The organism is Hyalangium minutum (genome assembly GCF_000737315.1).
In the GTDB taxonomy this organism is placed as follows: Bacteria; Myxococcota; Myxococcia; order Myxococcales; family Myxococcaceae; genus Hyalangium; species Hyalangium minutum.
Window position 1 is genome coordinate 256265 of record NZ_JMCB01000001.1, and the last position, 17687, is coordinate 273951.

Sequence of the window (17687 nt, forward strand, 5' to 3'; positions counted from 1 at the left end):
GCTGGGCCTGGAGAACCCATGGCCAAGATCATGATCGTCGATGACGATCCCCACATTCGCGAGCTGGTGCGGCACTTCCTGAGCACCGTGGGCTTCGATGTGGTCGAGGCCCCGGACGGCCGCGAGGCCCTGCGCCTGCTGGAGTCCGTCCGAGCCGATCTGATCGTCCTCGACGTGATGATGCCGCACCTGGACGGCTGGGATTTCTGCCGCGAGTTCAAGCGCCGCAGGGACCTCCCCATCCTCATGCTCACAGCCAAGGGAGAGACCTCGCAGAAGCTCAAGGGCTTCGAGCTCGGAGCCGATGACTACCTGGTGAAACCCTTCGAGCCGGCGGAGCTCGCCGCCCGAGTCAAGGCGCTGCTCAAGCGCTACCGCATCGAGGCCTCGCAGACCGTCCAGATCGGAAGGCTGTTGCTGAGCCGCAAGAGCTATCAAGTTCAGGCCGGGGACGAGAGCCTGACCATTCCGCCAAAGGAGTTCGAGCTGCTCTTCAAGCTGGGCGGCTCGCCGGGCAAGACCTTCAGCCGGGAGCAGCTGATCCAGGCCATCTGGGGGCCTGACTTCGAGGGGACGGACCGCACCGTGGACGTCCACATCAACCGGCTCCGCGAACGCTTCCCTGAGGAGCGCTTCGGCTACCGCATCACCGCCATCCGGGGGCTGGGCTATCGGCTGGAGCCCACCCCATGAAGCCTCTGACCGTGCGAAGTCGATATCGCCTCAAGTTCATGCTGACCACGTTGGCATTCCTGACGGGGCTGGTGCTCGAATGGACACTCGTGTCGTGGCTGAAGGAGCTCGCACTGGTGGCGCTCGGCGTGCAGCTGAGCTCCTACGTCAGCCGGCTCATCGACCTGGTGGTCTCGCTCTTTCTCTTTGGCTTCCTCATGTCCTTCATCGGCCAGGCAGTCCGGCGGCAGCCGATGGAACTGCTCGCGATGCTGAGCGACGCCCTGAGCCGCATTGCCCGCGGGGACTTCTCCGTCAGCTTGCCGGTCGAGAAAGCAGGTGAGGCCATTCCAGAGAACAAGTTCCACCAACTCGCCACCAACCTCAACCAGATGGCCGAGTCCCTCAAGCGGATGGAAGAGATGCGCCAGGAGTTCATCTCGAACGTCTCCCACGAGATTCAGTCGCCCCTCACCTCCATCCAGGGGTTTGCCCAGGCCCTCAAGGGCGGCGGGCTGTCGGAGGAGGTTCGTCAGCAGTACCTCTCCACCATCGAGACCGAGAGCCGGCGGCTCTCGCGCTTGAGCGAGAACCTGCTGAGGCTGAGCTCCTTGGACTCCAAGGCCCACGCTCCCGCGCCGAAGCCCTACCGGCTGGACAGCCAGATCCGCCACGTCGTCCTCGCGGCCGAGCCCCAGTGGATGGCCAAGGGCCTCGACGTCGCCGCCGAGCTCGATGAGCTGGTCGTGTCCGCAGACGAGGACATGCTGAACCAAGTCTGGACCAATCTGGCCCACAACGCCGTCAAGTTCACTCCACCGGGCGGGCAGATCCGGATCGAGCTTCGGCGCACGGAGGGGCGATTGCTCGTGCGGTTCTCCGACTCGGGGATTGGAATCTCGGCGGAGGACCTGCCCTTCGTCTTCGATCGCTTCTACAAGGCGGACAGGTCTCGCAGCCACAGCGATGCCTCCACGGGCAGCGGACTCGGGCTCGCCATCACCCAGAAGATCGTCGAGCTCCACGGTGGGCAAATCGAAGTCCGGAGCGAGGGCCTGGGCAGAGGCTCATGCTTTACGGTGACCCTCCCGTGACAGGCGGTGGGTCACCTTGTCTTCACGTAGACACAGCCATCCGTCATTCCCATGGCGTTTCGGTGGTAGCTGCCGGTGGTCCCAGATGCCCAGGATCGAAGACGTACTCCTCGGTAGGGATCAGCTTCATGTTCGTCAGCCCGCGTCGCTGGACCCACTCGAAAAAGCGCTCCGAGACGACGATACGGCCAGGGAGCCCACGTGGACGGAAGACATCCTCGCCCTGCCAAGTACCCGGCTCCAGGGTAAAGCCATGAATGGTGTCCACTCCGGGATTGCGACACTCCGGGCAAGTGAGAGGCCTGTTGCGACGCAAGAGACTGCGCGAAAGATCCACAGCGCCGCGCCCGAAGCAGGGGGTGACCACGAAGTAACGGGGCACATCCGCAGGCTTGAGGCCTTTGCGCTTCCTGCGTACACGGACCACCTCTATAGGGTCGAAGCCGAGCAGGCCAGTCAACCCCTCCGCACGAACGGCCTCGGCCATGCGCTCGGAGATGAGGACCTGGTAACCCGGGCCCTTCACGAAGTCGCCCAAGGCGGAGCCATACAGTTCCAGTTCGACACGGTATGGTGGCAGCCATGTCATCATGCCGATGACGCCGCCGCACTTTGGGCAGAGGGGCGCCTCTCCAAGATTGACCGGTTCGACGTCACTGAACTGGGTGTCATGGGTCCCGTACAGGTCATCGTGCAGGGAGAAGAAGCGAGGCGGCAGAGGTGCCTCAGAAGCCATGGGGAAACCTCTCCAGCATCTCTTTGCGGCTGTAGATATCGCGCAGCTTCCTCATGAACTGTTCCGGCGTTGCAGCAACGTTCTCTTCCAGCCACCGGACAACTTCATCGTCCACATCGCGGTGCCATTGCTGGTAGCCGCAGTGCGACTCCTTGTCTTTTGCCCGGGCCTTGAAGCGCTCATCCCGAGGCTCATATAGCCCGCGGAGCGTCTTGTGCCTTGCCAGTGCCCTTGGCGATAGGCCGGGAAATGATGTGGTGATTCTGGCCATCGCAATTCGGGGGCTCCCCCGGCGATTCGGCGGCTTGGACTTCGGAAGATTCGTCCGCGTCGGTGTCCTCTTTCTCCTGGGCCTCCTCATCCGCAGCTTTCAAGGTCTCCAGTCTCAGCGCTGCCTTCGCGATCTCGGCCTGAACCTCGGCGTACTTCTCGGGATTGGTCTTCAGCAGTTCCTGACACGCCGTCACCCTTCCCTGCTTACAAAAGGACACCAGCGTTCCTTCACCAGGAACCGCGGGAACCTGTGAGACGAAGAGGAGAAGCAGGAGAGGCAGCATGGACCGCATCGTAGACAACCCACGGCAGCGGCGAATGCGGAAGCGACGAAGGAGCGCACGCCGCGACTGGATGGGGCTGGGCTGCTGCGCCGGACTTTCGCGCTGGGAGCGGTGCAGGGGATCCTCGCCAAGCAGGACAGTCCCCTGCTCGCCCCTGAGCTGAGCCGCTCTGACGCGGCGCAGCAAGCCCGAACGCGCCGCCGCGAACCGAAGCAACTCCCGCTCTCGGCTGGCGAGAATTGGAATATGAGAACCCAGTCCCACCGCCCCCTCCTCCACGTCGGCTCCACCGGCAGCCGCGTTCAGAAGGTCGAAGAGCGCTTGGAGTCGCTCGGCTACCTCAAGAAGGGTGCCGCCGACGACCGCTTCGACGCCGGCACCGCCAAGGCGGTGGTCAATTACAAGCGCGACCACGGCTGGACCGGGCAGCCGCAGGGGGTCGTCGGCGAGCGGATGGCTCGCTCGCTGAAGCACACCGACGCCGCCCCCACCGCCAACACCCCCACCGCCAATACCAGCGCTGCCACCACCGCCGGCGGCAAGGGCAAGACCCCATCGACGCTCAAGGGCGCGACCTACAACGTCGAGCGCGACCGCAACCCCCAGCAGGTGCAGAAGTGGCTGGGCGACTTCGCCAAGAAGAACAAGCTCGACTTCGTCCAGGTCCAGGAGATCAACGGCTACCACAAGGCCCTGGAGAAGATCCCCGGCTACCACCTGGTGACCTTCCCCAAGGCCAAGGACCACGGCGAGTCGGGCATCCTCGTCAAGGACAGCCTTCTCGCCAAGCACGCCGCGTCCATCCAGGGCGAGGGCGGCGGTTGGACCACCGTGCGCGGCGGCCACGCCCCGCCGCGGGCGGCCGTTGCCGTCCAGCTCGCAGGCTGGCTGAAGGTGGTCTCGGCCCACCAGCCGCCCTCGGTCGACTGGAAGAACGGGCACCCCGTCGGGCCGGAGAACCGGGTGAAGACCTACGCGTCGCTCTCCGAGAAGCTGCTCGCCTTCGCGAAGCGGCAGATCAAGAACAACCCTGATCAGGCCCTGCTCATCGGCGGCGACTGGAACGAGCCGGCGTCGACCCGGGGGAAGTGGTCGCCGAACTGGATCGCCCAGCAGGCCGGCATGACCACCCACGGCGGCGCGAAGACCCATGGCAACGCCAGCATCGACTGGGAGATGTCCCACGGGTGCCGGGTCTCGAACATCAAGGCCGGCCCGACCGGCGGCTCGGATCACAACATCGTCACCTTCTCCGTGAGCCGCCCGAAGGGCAAGCGCTGAACCCGCTTCTCAGGCCTTCGCATCGAACCCGTCGGTCGAGACCGCGAGCGCACGCCATGCGGCGACCTCCTCAGCGACCTGCCGGTTTTTGGCCTCGATGCGCGCCAGCGTGTCACTGCCCAGGGGCAGCCTCAGGGGCGGGTTGGCGGCATCCGCCAGCGCCAGGAAGGCCTTGGCCAGCTTGGCCGGATTGCCAGGCTGCGCGTGGTTCAGCTCCCCTGCCACCGTTCGCGTGACTCCGGACGTGGCGGCGTAGTCGGCGATCGGCTGGGCCACCGAGAGCGACTGCCCGTCCAGGAAGTCCGTGCGGAAGAAACCGGGCTCCACGACGGTCGCCTTGATACCCAGGGGGGCCAGCTCGACGGCCAGGGCTTCCGTGAGGCCCTCCACCGCGAACTTGGTGGCGCAGTAGACGCCCCAGCCGGCGTAAGCGCCGTAGCCTCCCACCGAGGAGACGTTGATCACGTGCCCCGAGCGCTGGCGGCGCATGTGCGGGAGCACCGCGCGGGTGACAGCCAGCAGTCCGAACACGTTGGTGGAGAACACGCTCTCGACCTCCTTCGCGCTGGCCTCCTCCACGGCGCTGAGCAGGCCGTAGCCCGCGTTGTTGACCAGGATGTCGATGCGGCCGAAGCGCTGGATGGCTGCCTCGACGGCCGCCTGGATCTGCTCCTCGCGGGTGACATCGAGCCGGACGGCGAGCAGCCGCGGGTGGTCTCCGAACTTCGCCTGGAGGCCCTGCGGATCGCGGGCCGTGGCCACCACGGCGTCGCCCGCAGCGAGGACCTCGGCAGTAATGAGGGCGCCAAAACCACGAGAAGCTCCAGTAATGAACCAGGTACGCATGATGAGACTTCCTTTCCAGAAGGCCGCCGGACGGGTTCGTCGGCTGGCAAAGGAAAGGTAGCGGGAGGCATCTGGTGAGTGAATCTCTTGAATCCTCAATGAGCTGATGAGTTCATCTCAGCAATGAAGCGAATCGATCCCGCTGCCCTCTCCCCCTTCCTCGCCATCGCGACCCACCGCAGCTTCCGCAAGGCGGCGGTGGAACTGGGGGTATCGCCCTCCGCCCTGAGCCACTCGCTGCAGAGCATCGAGGAGCGCCTCGGGGTGCGACTGGTGAATCGCACCACCCGCAGCGTCGCCCTGACGGAGGCGGGCGAGCGCCTCTTCGCGCGCATCCGCCCGGCCTTTCGAGACATCAGCGATGCGCTCGAGGATCTGAACGTCTTCCGAGGCCAGCCGATGGGGACGTTGCGCATCAACGCGTCCCGGCAGTCGTCGCAGCTGGCGCTCATGCCCGTCGTCACGCGATTTCTCCGGGCTTATCCGGACGTGCGAGTCGAGATGAGAGTGGACGACGCCCTGAGCGACATCGTCTCGGAGGGGTTCGATGCCGGAGTGCGCTTCGGCGAGAGCATCGCTGCGGACATGCTCGCGGTTCCGATTGGCCCGCGGCAGAGGTCCGCCGTCGTCGGGGCGCCGGAATACTTCTCGCGCCATGCCATGCCCAGGACGCCGCATGAACTGCGCGAGCTGCCCTGCATCCGCTTCCGCTTTCTCAGCGGAGTCCTCTACCGCTGGGAGTTCGAGCGGGACAGCGAAGAGGTGGTGATCGAAGTCGATGGTCCCCTGACCCTCAGTGAGCAGGGGCTCATGGTGGATGCTGCGCTGGCGGGGGTCGGCCTGGCGTATGTCTTCGAGGCGCAGGTGAGCACGCTGCTCGCACAGGGCCACCTGGTGAGGGCTCTCGAGGACTGGTGCCCCTCTTATCCCGGCTTCTTCCTCTACTACCCCAGTCGCCGTCAGATCCCGACGGCGCTGCGAGCCTTCGTTGATTTCGTGAAGGCCTCGGCATCATCGGGAGACAGTTGAGCGGCAGTGCCTCCGTGTGGCTACCCCGCCTCCCCGTCGCGGCTGGCCAGGACCACGTAGTACCCGTCTGGATCCCGGAGCCACATCTCCCGGTGCTGGGGCGCCGGGTTCACGTGCGGCTCCTCGACCACCGTCGCTCGCAGCTTCCGCGCCCGCTCCACGGCCGCATCGAAGTCGTCCACCTCGAACCACAACAGGACGCCATGTCCAACAGGTGCTTTGTCCCTCCCCTTGAGGTTGGGGTGATCCTCGTCCTCCCAGCTATGGAGCTGGAGGATCAGCGTGTCCCCGCTCATCAGCCGGTCATAGAAGAGCCGGTGCGGATGATCTGGGTCCCCGGAGGACTCCACTCCCAGCAGGGCCTTGTACCAGGTGCTGCTGGCCTTCACGTCTCTCACCGCGATCAGCGGTTGAGCGCGCACGGGTCCTTGTTTGGATTCAGCCATACACTCCTCGCTTGATGCCGCTCATCATGCGAGGACCGACGCGCCGCCGTCTTGAACGAAATTGACCCTTGAGGGGAACCGGCTCGCGTCCACTTCTGACGCCGTCAGAAGTCTGCAGCGGCTGCTTCCGCTTGGCCACCCAGCTTGGCCACCCAGCATGGCCGCGCCACCTTCGGGGCCCAAGGGGCTCGCCAACGACAGGCAGGGTCTGGAGCGGCTATGCCGCTACGGAGCACGCGGGGAGTTGGCGCTGGAGCGCTTGTCACGAGCGATCGATTCTCGAGCACCTCAGCTCTTCCATCCTTCCTATGCGCCTCACACACGTTCGGACGGACGGAACGTTCGTCGAGCCGGTCCCCTACTCCTCCGGGAAGCCGCTGCCGTCCACGGCCGGGGGGACGACATCCACGTCACTCGCCAGCACGTAGGCGAAGCGGTGGTTGAAGTTGACCTGGTAGTAGAGGAGCTGCCCGGGGACATCCCGCTTGTTGGAGCCCTCGACCTGGGGCGCGTAGGTGGGCGAGTAGTAGTAGTCGCCCTTGAGCGGCCCGATCGCCACGTAGCGCTGGCCGGCGGGGATGCTGTACGGAGTGAGCGGGATGAGCGCCTGGGGAGTGATGCCCGCCGGGTACGCCCCCGCCTCCGGGTACGCCCGGCCGTAGAGCGGGATGGACGTCTTGCCCGCCTTGGGCGTCACGAGCATGCCGAACCCTCTGCGCGTGTTGACGTGGCCCGGGCTGTAGAACCAGGCCTTCTGGCCGCTGAACCAGATTGCGTCCCAGTCGCCCTGGTGGCCGGCCAGGGCGTACTGCTGGCCGGCCGCCGCCTTGTTGGCCCAGTTGCTCGCCCGCGAGGGAGTGTCCGTGATGAAGGGATTGGTGATCAGCGACGCGCTCGTGCTGGGCGCCGTGTACAGGTACACGAAGTTGGCCGACTGGGTGGGCACCGCCCGGCAGTCGGTCGAGGAGTAGCAGTACGTCATCGCCGGGGTGTTGGTCTGAAAGTCCGGGGCGATCTTCACGATGCCGGGGTTCAGGGGCTCGCGCTGCTCCAGCTCCGCGCCGACCAGCTCCATGTAGTGGTCCCAGTCCCAGAAGGGGCCCGGATCCCAGTGCTGCGAGGCCTGGTTGGTGGTCGACGTGCCCGGCACGTTGTCGTGGCCGACGATGTGCTCGCGATCGAGCGGCACGTTGAACCGCAGCGCCAGGTAGCGTGTCAGCCGAGCCGAGGAGATGTACAGCTGCTCGCTGTACCAAGCGGCTCCTTCGATAGCGACGCCCTCATGCTCGATACCCACCGAGTGCGCGTTGACGTACCAGTTGCCGGCATGCCAGGCGACGTGCGCGTTGGGGATCATCTGCGCGACATGCCCGTCCGAGGCGCGCACCACATAGTGGGCACTGGCCTTGTACGTGGGGCTCTGGAAGACCGAGAGCGTGGAGGCGTAGCTGCCCTCGGTGTCGTGGATGACGATGTAGCGAATGTCGACCCCACCCTCCGGGCGCTTCGCCAGGTCATAGTTGCCGTAGTTCGAGGGGCTGGAGGAGTTCTGCGCGTACGCGGCGGGGATGAACTCGCAGGAGGCCCACAAGGGGCACTCGGTGGAGGGGTTCGAGGTGACGCGCAGCGCCAGCGTGGCAGCGGTGAGGGGGTTGGGGGTGATGCTGTCGGACCTGAGCGTCACCTGCTGCCCGTCGGACGTGGTGCGCACGGCTCCCTGCCGGACGGTGTCGTACACCGCGTCCGCGAACCCGAGCGCCGTGGATTGATCCGAGGAGCCGCTGTACAGGACGACGGCGCCGTACCAGTCCGCCGTGTTCCCAGGCACCCGGCCCAAGGTGTAGCGCGCGTACTGGGTCAAGAGAGCAGCGCCGCCGCGGATGTTCTGCGCGGGATCGCGCTTGAGCACCTCGGGCTCCACGCCCAGCAGCTGCGCCGCGGTGTCCAGGGTGTGGAAGCCCGGATCGTTCTCGTCGACCATGCTGTACCGATCGACGTCATCCCCCTTGAGCGAGCCAGGTTGGGGGCCGTCCACGTGCGTCAGGTGCATCGGTCCGTACCCACCTGACGTGCTGGGCGCTCCGGCGTGGTGCTCCCAGCGCGACACGTTGTACGAGACGGAGAGCAGCAGGCTCTCGGGCACACCGAACTCGCGGGAGGCGGCGGAGAAGGCCGTTTGGAGCGACGTGGGACCGGCCTCGGGAGCGAAGCCCTCGGCCCCGAGCGCTGGAAGCGAGAGCAGGGAGAGCGCAACGCCCGCCCATACCCCCGCGAGGGACCACCGCTGAGCACCACTCGGTTCGACTCGATTCGTGTTCACGCCAGATTCCTTTGAGACGGCACGCGACGGCTCTTGCGCTATCGGCCCGCGTCCACTTTCTACGAAAAACAGGAATCACTGGCAATTCGTGCGACTCGGGCACCGCAGCGCCCGAGCACTGACGCTTCACATCAAGTGGGCGTGGTCGCCGTCACCTGACGCATGCCCCACCGCAGGGGAATGCTCCCGCCCGCGCGGCGCAGCGGCTCCACGGCCCGGAGGAACGAAGCCTCCAGGGACGCCAGCGCCGCCGGAGACAGCCGGTCCACGTCATACGTCATGCGCAGCGCATCCCAGACGGCGCGCGGCTCACCGTCGCCCTGGATCGCGAGCGGATGCGTCCGAAGGTCCTCGAACCCCGCGCCGCCCAGCAGCGCCTGGAGCCCCTCCACGGTGCGGACGCGCGCATCCCCCAGGGGCGCCGGGGGCACGGCCTCCGATGCCAGCAGCGGACGCAGCAGCCCCACGAACACCTCCATGGCATCGCCGCGCACCATGTCCCCATTGACGACGAAGGACACCGTGCCGCCGGGCCTCAACACGCGTCGCAGCTCCGCGAGGACGCGCTCCACGTCATCCATCAACATGAGCGCCAGGTGGCTCAGCACCACGTCCACGCTGCCGTCCGCGAGCGGCAGTTCCTGCGCCCGTCCCTGATGCAGCGTCGCCGCTCCCCTCAGCCGGACGCGCGCCGCATCGAGCTCATGCGCGCTCATGTCCAGCCCCACCAGCGACAGTCCCGGCTGTTGGCGTGCCGCGAGCAGCTCCAGCAGGTAGCCATCTCCGCACGCCACATCCAGCACGGTCAGCGGCCGGGCCTCGCGGGGCACCGCCGCTTCCAACAGCGCGTACGTCGAGGGAAACGTCCGCCCGTCCCGGAGCACGGGCGTGCGCGCGAAGCAGCGGGCGGTCACTCCCACGAGGCGCTGGTGGTAGTCGAGCAGGTACGACTCGGCGGAGGAGGGCATGGGAACCGTCAGCGTTTGGCCTTCTTCTGGCCCGCGTTGGTGGCCTTGGCGGTAAGGGCCAGCACGGAGTACAGGTTCATCGTCATGATGACCTCATCGAAGATCCTAGCGCTGATTTCCACTTTGGCTGCAAGCCGCCCCTTCGTGCTCGAAGAGGTGAACCGGCTCATGGCGACCTCTCTCAAGCCCGAGGTCTCTGTCTCCAATGAATACTTCACGGTCTACCGGGCGAGGGACACGGCGCAAGCGCCCCTCCAGAACGTCGAACTGCGCATGCCGACCTCCCGGTCCCACCGCAAGGATGGCTTGCTTCTGTTCGAGATCGCCCCATCCACGTGCGTGACCCAGGAGGAAGCACGGCACTCCTTTGGGCCTTCCCCTGCGCTCTCCTTTCCCACGCCTCACCAGCCCCCGGACTCCCCTATCTATCTGAACTACTCCCAGCCCTGGGGCAGCCTCCGTCTGGGCTTCTCGCGCAACGACAAGGCCTGCCTTGTCTCGGTGGTCCTCGACGCTGACAAGTAGGGACTCCGTCTGCGTTGACCGTAGTGGCCTCACTTTGGCGGGGGCGTGTTGAGCAGTTGCTGCTCCCACGCGTAGCTGGTGCCCACCGAGCCCATGTGGTCGATGACCAGCTCGGCCAGCCCTTCCACCGTCACCGTCCGCGCCCAGTCGCGCTGCAGTTCCGAGGCGAAAACCCCCGTCGTCAGCGGCACCGCCCCCACATGCACCATCCGCTGAATCGCCACCTCGTGCGCTTCCACCGACACTCCTCCCGACGAGTCGGTGACGATGTAGACCGAGCGCCACCACGTTGTTGATGATGCTCTGTGTGTCGTGGCTGCGCAGGCCGGCAAACTGGAACGGCTGGTGGTCGATCAGGATCAGCACGCAGTTGTCCGGCGTCAGCAGCGCATCCAGGCCGGTCATCGGGTTGCGGGGAGGGCTCCTGGTGTTCTCCAAGGACAGCAGGAAAGGGCACGGACACCGCGGTCCGCGCCCGCGGGCTGTTGGAGACGATGATGGATGCCCGACGCTCCTCGCAGTAGAGGGCCTTCTCCAGCATCACTTTCAGCTTCCTGCGTGAGGTCCATGGCAGTCTCGACACCCTCCAAGCCGCCATCGCCAACGCTTCACACGCCGCCGAGAAACCGGCCGGAGTGCTGAAGGTCAGCATGGCGCCCGTCCTCGGCAGCGGCTACCTCCTGCCTCTGCTCCACGACTTCCTCGCCCGCTATCCCGGCATCGTCCCGGACTGGGACTTCAACAACCAGCCGGTGGATCTCATCCAGGGAGGCTTCGACGCCGCGATTGGCGGCGGCTTCGACCTTGCCTCGGGACTCGCCGCGCGCGAGCTCGCCCGGGTGCACATCATTGCCGTGGCCTCGCCCTCCTATCTGGCGCGAATCACTCCCCCTCAGGAGCCCGCCGACCTCCAGCGCCTCGAGGGCATCCTGCTGCGCTCTCCGCTGACGGGACGCCTCCATTCCAGGACGCTGCGCAACCGCGCCGGAGAGCAGGTCGCCGTCGAGATGCAGCCACGCATGATCCTCAATGACCCCGGCTCCCTCTGTCACTGCGCCCTGATGGGCCTGGGCATCACCCTCGTCTCGACGCTCAGTGCGCTGCCCCACCTGCGCGAGGGAACGCTGGTGCGGCTCCTGCCGGACTGGTACGCCGATGCCGGTCCGATCTCGCTCTACTACCCAGGGCACCGGCAGTTGCCCGCGAAGACTCGCGTGTTCGTGGATTACGTCGTACGCGAGTTCAAGCGCCAGGACCTGGCCGGCCTGTTCGACGCAACCCGAGCCGTCGGTGGCCGGGGACGCAAGGCCGCCAGAGCCGGGCGTTAGAGGATACGCACTCATGGATGGCCGGTCCTTGACAGGCTCGGGAACGTGTATTCCAAGGCGTCCATGCGCTCAGCTCTTCGTGGGTGGTGTTTGGCCGTGGGGTTCGCGTTGTGGTTTCCCGTCCGCGTCCTGGCCGCGGAGCCGCCCATGGCCGGCCAGAGCGAATTCCCTCTCCAGCCAGCTCCCGTGGCGATGCCCGGGGCGCAGAGAGTGCCCGAAGGAGCTTCCGGGCCTTCTGCGTGGAGCCTGTTGGCCGCAGGGCTCATGGGGGAAGCCGTGCTCGTGTTCCCCCTGAGCCTGACCGGGGCCTTCGTCGGAGCATTGAGCAAGGAACCGTGTGACGAGCATTGCGATGGCGTCACCTACTGGCGATACGGGGCCGCCGTGGGCGGGGCGCTTGGAGTGGCGCTGGGGGCGAGCGGTGGGATGATGCTGATGGGGGCTGCCCAGGGAGGTCACGCCCGCTGGCCGGCGACGCTCGGTGGAGCCACCCTGGGGTCTGCTCTGGGGCTGGGGGTGCTGCTGTCCACCGGCCGCCTGATGGACCCCATCGTAGATGCGCCAGTGCGGTTCTTCATTCCGCCCGCTGGAGCCCTCGTGGGTGCGCTGGTGGGCTACCAGCTCAGTCGAGTGGAGGCAGATTCCGCCGCCCCAAGCTTCGGGCTGAATGGGACCCAGGTGTCGCTGATTCTGGGTGGAGCGACCCTCGGGAGTGCTGCAGGCATCGCAGGGATGCTGCTGATCAACGATTCTTTCTATTACCCCACGCCATTTCGTTTGGAGGACAAGCCCTATCGCTTCCTCCTTCCACTGGCAGGAGCCGCCCTCGGAGCCCTGGTGGGCTATCAAGGCAGCAAGGCTGTGGCAGGGCATTCCTCGGGCAGCGCCGCTTCAGAGGGGACTCCCGTGAGCCTCCTCTCGGGAGTCGCTCCCATGCCCGGTGGCGGGATGGTCAGCGTGGGAGGCCGCTTCTAATTTAGACGCGGCTAGCGCGCGCTGCCCGCCGGGGCCCCAAGGCGCTGCTCATAGGCCTCCAGCGTCCGCCGCCAGGCGGGCCGGGCCTCACAGCGCTCGCGGTAGGCGGAGACCCGGGGGAAGCCGTCGAGCACGCCCGCATTGCGCACCTCGCGCAGCACCGTCGTCATCAGAATGTCCGCCACGGTGAACGCCTCGCCGGTGAGATACGGTCGCTCCCGAAGCCAGTCCTCGAGCGCTGTCAGCACGCGCTCGGCATACTTCACCAGCTCGGGACGCCTCTGCGCACCAGTGGGATCGGCGGCGCCGAGCAGATCGATCATCACGATCTGGAACAGCGGGGGCTCCAGGGTGTTGAGCGCGGCGAAGCACCAGCGCGTCACCTGGGCGCGGCCCTGCAGATCCGCGGGCATCAATCTGCCCGTCTTCTCCGCCAGGTACAGCAGGATCGCGCCCGTCTCGGTGAGCACGAAGCCGTCGTCCTCGAGCACCGGCACCTGAGTGAAGGGGTTCAGCCGCCGGTACTCCTCGCTGCTGAGTTCCCCCGCCGGATGATCCAGGCCGTGCACCCGGTAGGGCACGCCCAGCTCCTCGAGCGTCCACAGGGCGCGCAAATCGCGCGTGAGTCCCACTACCTTCGAGTTGACGCGGCCGAAGCCGTAGAGCGTAAGCATTGCAGCATTGTTGAGGCCGTGCCCGCCCGCTGTCGAGGAGCTTGCGGACACGTCCTAGTGTGCGGACGGGGGGCAGCACTCATGCTCCTTCATCAATTCTTCCGGCAAGGGGCTCCGGAGAAACCTCCATCCGCCTCCCTTTCGCGCTGGAATGACCTGGAAGCCTTGGCCAGCGATTTTGACGCGCTCGTTCTCCTTGGCATCACCATGAGCAAGCCACGCGTCTGCCTCTTCCCTCGTCTCGAACGTTCGAGAGACAGCGACATCATCAACGGCCGAGGTGTAAAACGAACGGAAGAACTCGCGGTAGTCGTCTAGCTTCTGGCTCTCGCGGATATAGAAAAGCGCCGCCGCCGCGATATGGGAGCAGCTCGCGCTGAGCCTGGGGAGCGTCTTCACGGGACATCGGGTGAAGACCATCCTACCTCAAAGGTAGGACCTGGGCCGCATCATACCGTCCCCCCCAACCGTCCTGTGGTATTGGATGCGGACGCCCCCAGGAGCCCCTCATGGCCTTTGCCGATGACCCCCTCGTGAAGTCGCTGAAGGGCCTGGAGGCCCACAATCTGGAAGAGCTGCTCTCGCGGCTGGCCGAGTTCGACAAGCTCCGCGAGAAGGGAGAATCCGTCCGGCAGCCCACGGTGACGCTCCACCTGCGCAGCGGCCGCGAGGTCCAGGGAGTCCTCCTGGAGCTGCGCTCGGAGCACCGCGGAAGCAAGACCGTGGTCCTCCATCCCCTGAGCGGAGACCGGCGCTCGGCACCAGACGCCACCTTCGTCCGGCTGGAGTCCGTGGACGCCATCACCGTTCACGAGTTCCCTGCCCTCTTCAAGCCGCCCCCGGACGCGCCACCGCCTCCCACGAAGCTCGAGCTGAAGCGGAAGCTCGCCGAGCGTCAGGCCGCCCTGGCCGCCGCCCTGGGCACTCCGCTGGAGCTCGAGGTGGTCTGGGACTCGCTCCCCCCGGAGCCCGAGGCCCTGAGCGCCCTGAACACGCTCGGCACACGGGCGTTCGGAGTGCTGGAGGAGCTGACGCGCGAGCTGCTCGGCCTGGAGGCCCTGCGGAATCAGATCCGCAAGGTGCGCCTCTTTGTCGGCGCGTCCTCGCAGGTCAGCCGCGAAGGGCAGACACTCGTGTTGGTGACGGCCGTGCCCGTAACCACCTGGATGTCCAAGGACGACCTGCTCCGAGAGATCGAAAAGGTGCTCTGAGCACTCAGAGCCCCGGGCCCTCGTCCCACGTCAGCACGTACTCGGTGTCCAGCGCGCTGGTGTCTCGGCCGCGCACCTGGACGTTGCGCGCGGTGGCCTTCTCCACCGCCTTGGCGATGACGCCCTCGTGGTACGCGGGCGGCATGAAGTCGCGCTTGAAGATGAACACCCCGCTGCGCTCGCCTGTCCACGTCACCGTCCGCTCGCCATAGCTCAGCGAGGCCTTGTAGCTGGTGGGCAGGTGGCTGATGAGCTTCTTCACGTTGGTGCCCGCCAGCGCGAGCGCCGTCTTGCCGGCCACCGTGTTCACGAAGCTCTCGGTGGACTGCTCGCCCATCCACCGCAGCACCTGCCAGCTCCCCCCAAGCCGAGGGGTCAGCAGCTCCACCACGGTCAGCGACATCTTGATGAAGCCCGACACCGGGTAGCTGAAGAAGTCGATGAACCTCCGCTGGCCCGCGGCCTCGCGGCAGCGCGCCTCGATCTCCGCTCCCGCCAGCGCTCTCACCGCGTCCAACACGCCGTTGAAGAAAATGCCACGGCAGGTGTCTTGCGGTCCGGCCAGCGCCAGCCGCTGCTCGAGTTGCTTCCGGGGGTCCTGGATGGTGCTCAGGGGTGGGGGCGTCGCGGTAGGACCACTCATGCTGAGCCAAAACTAGGCATGCCTGGGCGGGGCAAGGCAAATGCTGCAGAATCCCTCCCCGTCAGTTTCTTCCTCCCCGCCGATGCGCCCAACCCAAGGCCTCCCCTTCCCCCTCCTCCCCCTGGTGACGCTCTGGGCGTGGGGGCTCGTGTGGGCGCCGCTCGCATTCGCGGAGACTCCCGCCCCGGAGCGCCCGCTCCACGTCCTCTTCATCGGCAACAGCTACACCTACAACAACAACCTCCCCGCTTTGCTGGAGGGCCTGGCCGCCTCGGCTACCCCGCCCCGGCGCATCAAGACGCGCGCCGTCACCCAGCCGGGCGTCCGGCTCCAGCAGCACTGGGATCGCGGAGATGCGCTCGCCGCACTGCGGCAAGGCCACTGGGACTATGTGGTGCTCCAAGAACAGAGCACGCTGGGCCTGCTGCTCATCGAGGGCCGCCACGAGGTGAACGACCCGGAACTGGCCTTCCACCCGTATGCGCGGCGCTTCGCCGAGGAGGCTCGCAAGGTGGGCGCCCAGCCGCTCTTCCTGCTCACCTGGGCCCGGCGAGACACCCCGGAGTCCCAGGCCCGCCTCACGCAGGCCTACATGTCCGTGGCCCGAGAGCTGGAAGCCCCCATCATCCCCGCCGGACAGGCCTGGGCCCGGGCGCGGCAGGAGGACCCCTCGGCCGTGCTGTACCACCAGGACGGCAGCCACCCCTCGCCGATGGGCAGCTACCTCACGGCCTCCACGCTCTACACCACCCTGACGGGGCGCTCGCCGGTGGGGCTGGCCTCCACCCTCACCGGTCACCCGATGCCCGAGGGCGTGCTCAACCCCGCGAAGACAGTGACGCTCGTCTCGCTCACGCCCGAGCAGGCCGAGCCGCTCCAGCGCATTGCCTGGGAGACCTATGAAGAGCTGCGCCAGAGCGGCGGCTACGTGGAGGTGCAGCCCCCGAGCCCCACCCTGCCCACGCTCCCGGAGGGACTGCCCCTGGAGCTGCCGGTGCTGCTGGGCTCGTGGCAAGGTGAGATGCGCTTCTATTCCCAGGAGGCCGGCCAGTCCCCGGCCACGCTCCACCTCCTGCTGAAACAGGCGGGCGCGCAGCTGGGAGGCACCGTGCGCATCGTCTTCGCCAACGGAAAGGCGGAGGGGCCCTTCCCGCTCGAGGCGCTCGCAATGGAGCCCACCCGGGTGCGCTTCTCCACACCGCTGCTGAGCAAAGGTCGCGGCAAGGTGGAGCACGAGGCAGTGCTCACCCCCGAGGGACTGGTGGGGCTGGCCCGCTACGAAGACCCGCGGACCCACGACCGATACGTGGGGACGTGGAAGCTCCAGCGGCCAGAGCTTCCGGCGGCGCCTCGGGAGCCACAGGCCGTCTCGCCTGAGCCAGCCCCCGCCGCGCCGCCTGCGGGCCCCTGACTCCAGGGCGAAAGGTCAGGCCAGGCGCACGGGCTGGACCTGGGAGAACAGCCGCTCCACATGCTCCCGCGCGCACAGATCCGTGCCCGAGCTCAGGAGCGCCGCGGTACCAGAGGCGATGCCCCACCGGAACGCCTCCTCCACGGGCAGGCCGCGCGAGAGGCCGAACGTCATCCCCCCCACGAAGCTGTCCCCCGCGCCCACCGAGCTGTGCGTCTCCACCGGCGGGGGCGTGGCCCGGTACTGACCCGTGCGCGTCGTCAGCAGGGCGCCATCGGCTCCCATGGACACGACGAGCAGCTCGGCGCGCCCCTTCTCCAGGAAGTTCCGGGCGGCCTCGGCCATGGCGGCGGGGTCATCCACCCGGGTGCCCATCATGTCCCGGAACTCCTTGCGGTTGGGCTTGGCGAAGAAGACGCCCTCCTCCAATGCGGCGCGCAACGGCTCGCCCGAGGTGTCCAGCACCAGCCGTGCGTTCTGCTTGCGCGCCACCTGGGCCACGCGGGCGTAGAAATCCACGGGGACGCCGGGGGCCAGGCTGCCGCTGGCGACGATGTACTCGGCGTCCGCCGCCACGGTGGACAGCGTCTGCAGGCACTCCTGCCACTCTGCCTGGGTGAGGGTGGGCCCGGGCATGACGAAGCGGAACTCGCGATCGCTCTTCTTCTCCGCCACCGTGAAGTTCTCCCGGGTGTGGCCCGAAATGTTGATGCCCCAGCGCCGCAGCCCCTTCTGCTCCAATAGGTGCTCCAGCAGTGCGCCGGTCGGCCCTCCTCTCGGATAGATGGCGAGCGACGCACCGCCCAGCTCCTGGATGACCCGCGCCACGTTGAGCCCGCCTCCACCGGGATCCCGGCGCTCGGGCTCACAGCGAAGCTTGTGCTCGGGCGTTACTTCCTCCACGGTGGTTGCCAGATCGATCGTCGGGTTGATGGTCAGTGTGACAATGGGCTTCATGGCAGAGGCTCCCT

At 67.0% G+C, this 17687-nt stretch carries 22 protein-coding genes; 9 read left to right on the plus strand and 13 right to left on the minus strand.

Features of this window, described 5'->3' with window-relative positions; translation table 11 throughout:
• Positions 1-18: 18 nt before the first annotated feature.
• A complete protein-coding gene (locus tag DB31_RS00910) occupies positions 19-693 on the plus strand; it encodes a response regulator transcription factor (RefSeq protein ID WP_044180732.1) in 675 nt (224 codons plus the stop codon).
• Positions 690-1766 (plus strand): sensor histidine kinase, encoded by a 1077-nt coding sequence (locus tag DB31_RS00915; protein ID WP_044180736.1) that lies wholly within the window; start codon positions 690-692, stop codon positions 1764-1766. The genes DB31_RS00910 and DB31_RS00915 overlap by 4 nt, the downstream gene beginning before the upstream one ends.
• Positions 1767-1809: 43 nt before the next feature.
• On the opposite strand, the gene DB31_RS50170 is transcribed toward DB31_RS00915, so the two are convergent.
• From DB31_RS50170 to DB31_RS50175, 3 genes are all read right to left on the minus strand, one after another.
• Complete coding sequence (locus DB31_RS50170; protein ID WP_044180739.1) at positions 1810-2502, minus strand: double-CXXCG motif protein; 693 nt, start codon at positions 2500-2502, stop codon at positions 1810-1812.
• The gene (locus DB31_RS51135; protein WP_276203598.1) at positions 2492-2617 is read right to left on the minus strand and encodes a hypothetical protein; all 126 of its coding nucleotides are present in this window, start codon (positions 2615-2617) and stop codon (positions 2492-2494) included. Before DB31_RS51135 ends, DB31_RS50170 begins: the two co-directional genes overlap by 11 nt.
• A gap of 76 nt (positions 2618-2693) precedes the next feature.
• Complete coding sequence (locus DB31_RS50175; RefSeq protein WP_240486460.1) at positions 2694-3059, minus strand: hypothetical protein; 366 nt, start codon at positions 3057-3059, stop codon at positions 2694-2696.
• A gap of 246 nt (positions 3060-3305) precedes the next feature.
• Between DB31_RS50175 and DB31_RS00930 the strand changes: the two genes are divergently transcribed.
• Positions 3306-4340 (plus strand): peptidoglycan-binding domain-containing protein, encoded by a 1035-nt coding sequence (locus tag DB31_RS00930; RefSeq protein WP_044180747.1) that lies wholly within the window; start codon positions 3306-3308, stop codon positions 4338-4340.
• Between the two features lie 9 nt (positions 4341-4349).
• On the opposite strand, the gene DB31_RS00935 is transcribed toward DB31_RS00930, so the two are convergent.
• Positions 4350-5186, minus strand: a complete 837-nt coding sequence (locus DB31_RS00935) for an oxidoreductase (RefSeq protein ID WP_044180751.1) — start codon at positions 5184-5186, stop codon at positions 4350-4352.
• A gap of 123 nt (positions 5187-5309) precedes the next feature.
• On the opposite strand from DB31_RS00935, the gene DB31_RS00940 reads away from it, so the two are divergent.
• Entirely contained in the window at positions 5310-6215 is a 906-nt protein-coding gene (locus DB31_RS00940; RefSeq protein WP_044180753.1) for a LysR family transcriptional regulator, read from the plus strand.
• Positions 6216-6235: 20 nt separating this feature from the next.
• Here DB31_RS00940 and DB31_RS00945 read toward each other — a convergent pair whose 3' ends face one another.
• From DB31_RS00945 to DB31_RS48480, 4 genes are all read right to left on the minus strand, one after another.
• On the minus strand, positions 6236-6661 hold the full coding sequence (locus DB31_RS00945; RefSeq protein ID WP_044180755.1) for a VOC family protein: 426 nt from the start codon (positions 6659-6661) through the stop codon (positions 6236-6238).
• Between the two features lie 358 nt (positions 6662-7019).
• Complete coding sequence (locus DB31_RS00950; protein ID WP_052419614.1) at positions 7020-8981, minus strand: N-acetylmuramoyl-L-alanine amidase; 1962 nt, start codon at positions 8979-8981, stop codon at positions 7020-7022.
• Positions 8982-9112: 131 nt separating this feature from the next.
• Entirely contained in the window at positions 9113-9949 is an 837-nt protein-coding gene (locus tag DB31_RS00955; protein ID WP_044180758.1) for a class I SAM-dependent methyltransferase, read from the minus strand.
• Between the two features lie 8 nt (positions 9950-9957).
• A complete protein-coding gene (locus tag DB31_RS48480) occupies positions 9958-10119 on the minus strand; it encodes a hypothetical protein (RefSeq protein ID WP_157231708.1) in 162 nt (53 codons plus the stop codon).
• Between DB31_RS48480 and DB31_RS00960 the strand changes: the two genes are divergently transcribed.
• A complete protein-coding gene (locus DB31_RS00960; protein WP_157231710.1) occupies positions 10118-10474 on the plus strand; it encodes a hypothetical protein in 357 nt (118 codons plus the stop codon). The two genes, DB31_RS48480 and DB31_RS00960, sit on opposite strands and share 2 nt — an antisense overlap.
• Before the next feature lie 29 nt (positions 10475-10503).
• On the opposite strand, the gene DB31_RS50180 is transcribed toward DB31_RS00960, so the two are convergent.
• Positions 10504-10713, minus strand: coding sequence for a hypothetical protein (locus DB31_RS50180; RefSeq protein WP_044180763.1), 210 nt, complete (start codon positions 10711-10713; stop codon positions 10504-10506).
• A 357-nt stretch (positions 10714-11070) separates the two neighbouring features.
• On the opposite strand from DB31_RS50180, the gene DB31_RS00970 reads away from it, so the two are divergent.
• Both DB31_RS00970 and DB31_RS00975 read left to right on the plus strand, forming a co-directional pair.
• A complete protein-coding gene (locus DB31_RS00970) occupies positions 11071-11802 on the plus strand; it encodes a substrate binding domain-containing protein (protein ID WP_276203604.1) in 732 nt (243 codons plus the stop codon).
• 276 nt (positions 11803-12078) lie between these two features.
• Positions 12079-12777, plus strand: a complete 699-nt coding sequence (locus DB31_RS00975; protein WP_157231714.1) for a hypothetical protein — start codon at positions 12079-12081, stop codon at positions 12775-12777.
• A gap of 11 nt (positions 12778-12788) precedes the next feature.
• Here DB31_RS00975 and DB31_RS00980 read toward each other — a convergent pair whose 3' ends face one another.
• The gene (locus tag DB31_RS00980; RefSeq protein ID WP_044180768.1) at positions 12789-13451 is read right to left on the minus strand and encodes a glutathione S-transferase family protein; all 663 of its coding nucleotides are present in this window, start codon (positions 13449-13451) and stop codon (positions 12789-12791) included.
• A gap of 54 nt (positions 13452-13505) precedes the next feature.
• Complete coding sequence (locus DB31_RS00985) at positions 13506-13850, minus strand: hypothetical protein (protein WP_157231716.1); 345 nt, start codon at positions 13848-13850, stop codon at positions 13506-13508.
• A 110-nt stretch (positions 13851-13960) separates the two neighbouring features.
• On the opposite strand from DB31_RS00985, the gene DB31_RS48485 reads away from it, so the two are divergent.
• A complete protein-coding gene (locus DB31_RS48485) occupies positions 13961-14662 on the plus strand; it encodes a hypothetical protein (protein WP_044180771.1) in 702 nt (233 codons plus the stop codon).
• A gap of 4 nt (positions 14663-14666) precedes the next feature.
• On the opposite strand, the gene DB31_RS00995 is transcribed toward DB31_RS48485, so the two are convergent.
• A complete protein-coding gene (locus DB31_RS00995; RefSeq protein WP_044180772.1) occupies positions 14667-15305 on the minus strand; it encodes a DUF2378 family protein in 639 nt (212 codons plus the stop codon).
• A 148-nt stretch (positions 15306-15453) separates the two neighbouring features.
• On the opposite strand from DB31_RS00995, the gene DB31_RS01000 reads away from it, so the two are divergent.
• On the plus strand, positions 15454-16716 hold the full coding sequence (locus DB31_RS01000) for an SGNH/GDSL hydrolase family protein (RefSeq protein ID WP_240486461.1): 1263 nt from the start codon (positions 15454-15456) through the stop codon (positions 16714-16716).
• A 15-nt stretch (positions 16717-16731) separates the two neighbouring features.
• Here the strand turns inward: DB31_RS01000 and DB31_RS01005 are convergent, their stop codons facing one another.
• Positions 16732-17673: a 1-phosphofructokinase family hexose kinase gene (locus DB31_RS01005; RefSeq protein ID WP_044180777.1), complete on the minus strand. Its 942-nt coding sequence runs from the start codon at positions 17671-17673 to the stop codon at positions 16732-16734.
• Between the last annotated feature and the right edge of the window lie 14 nt (positions 17674-17687).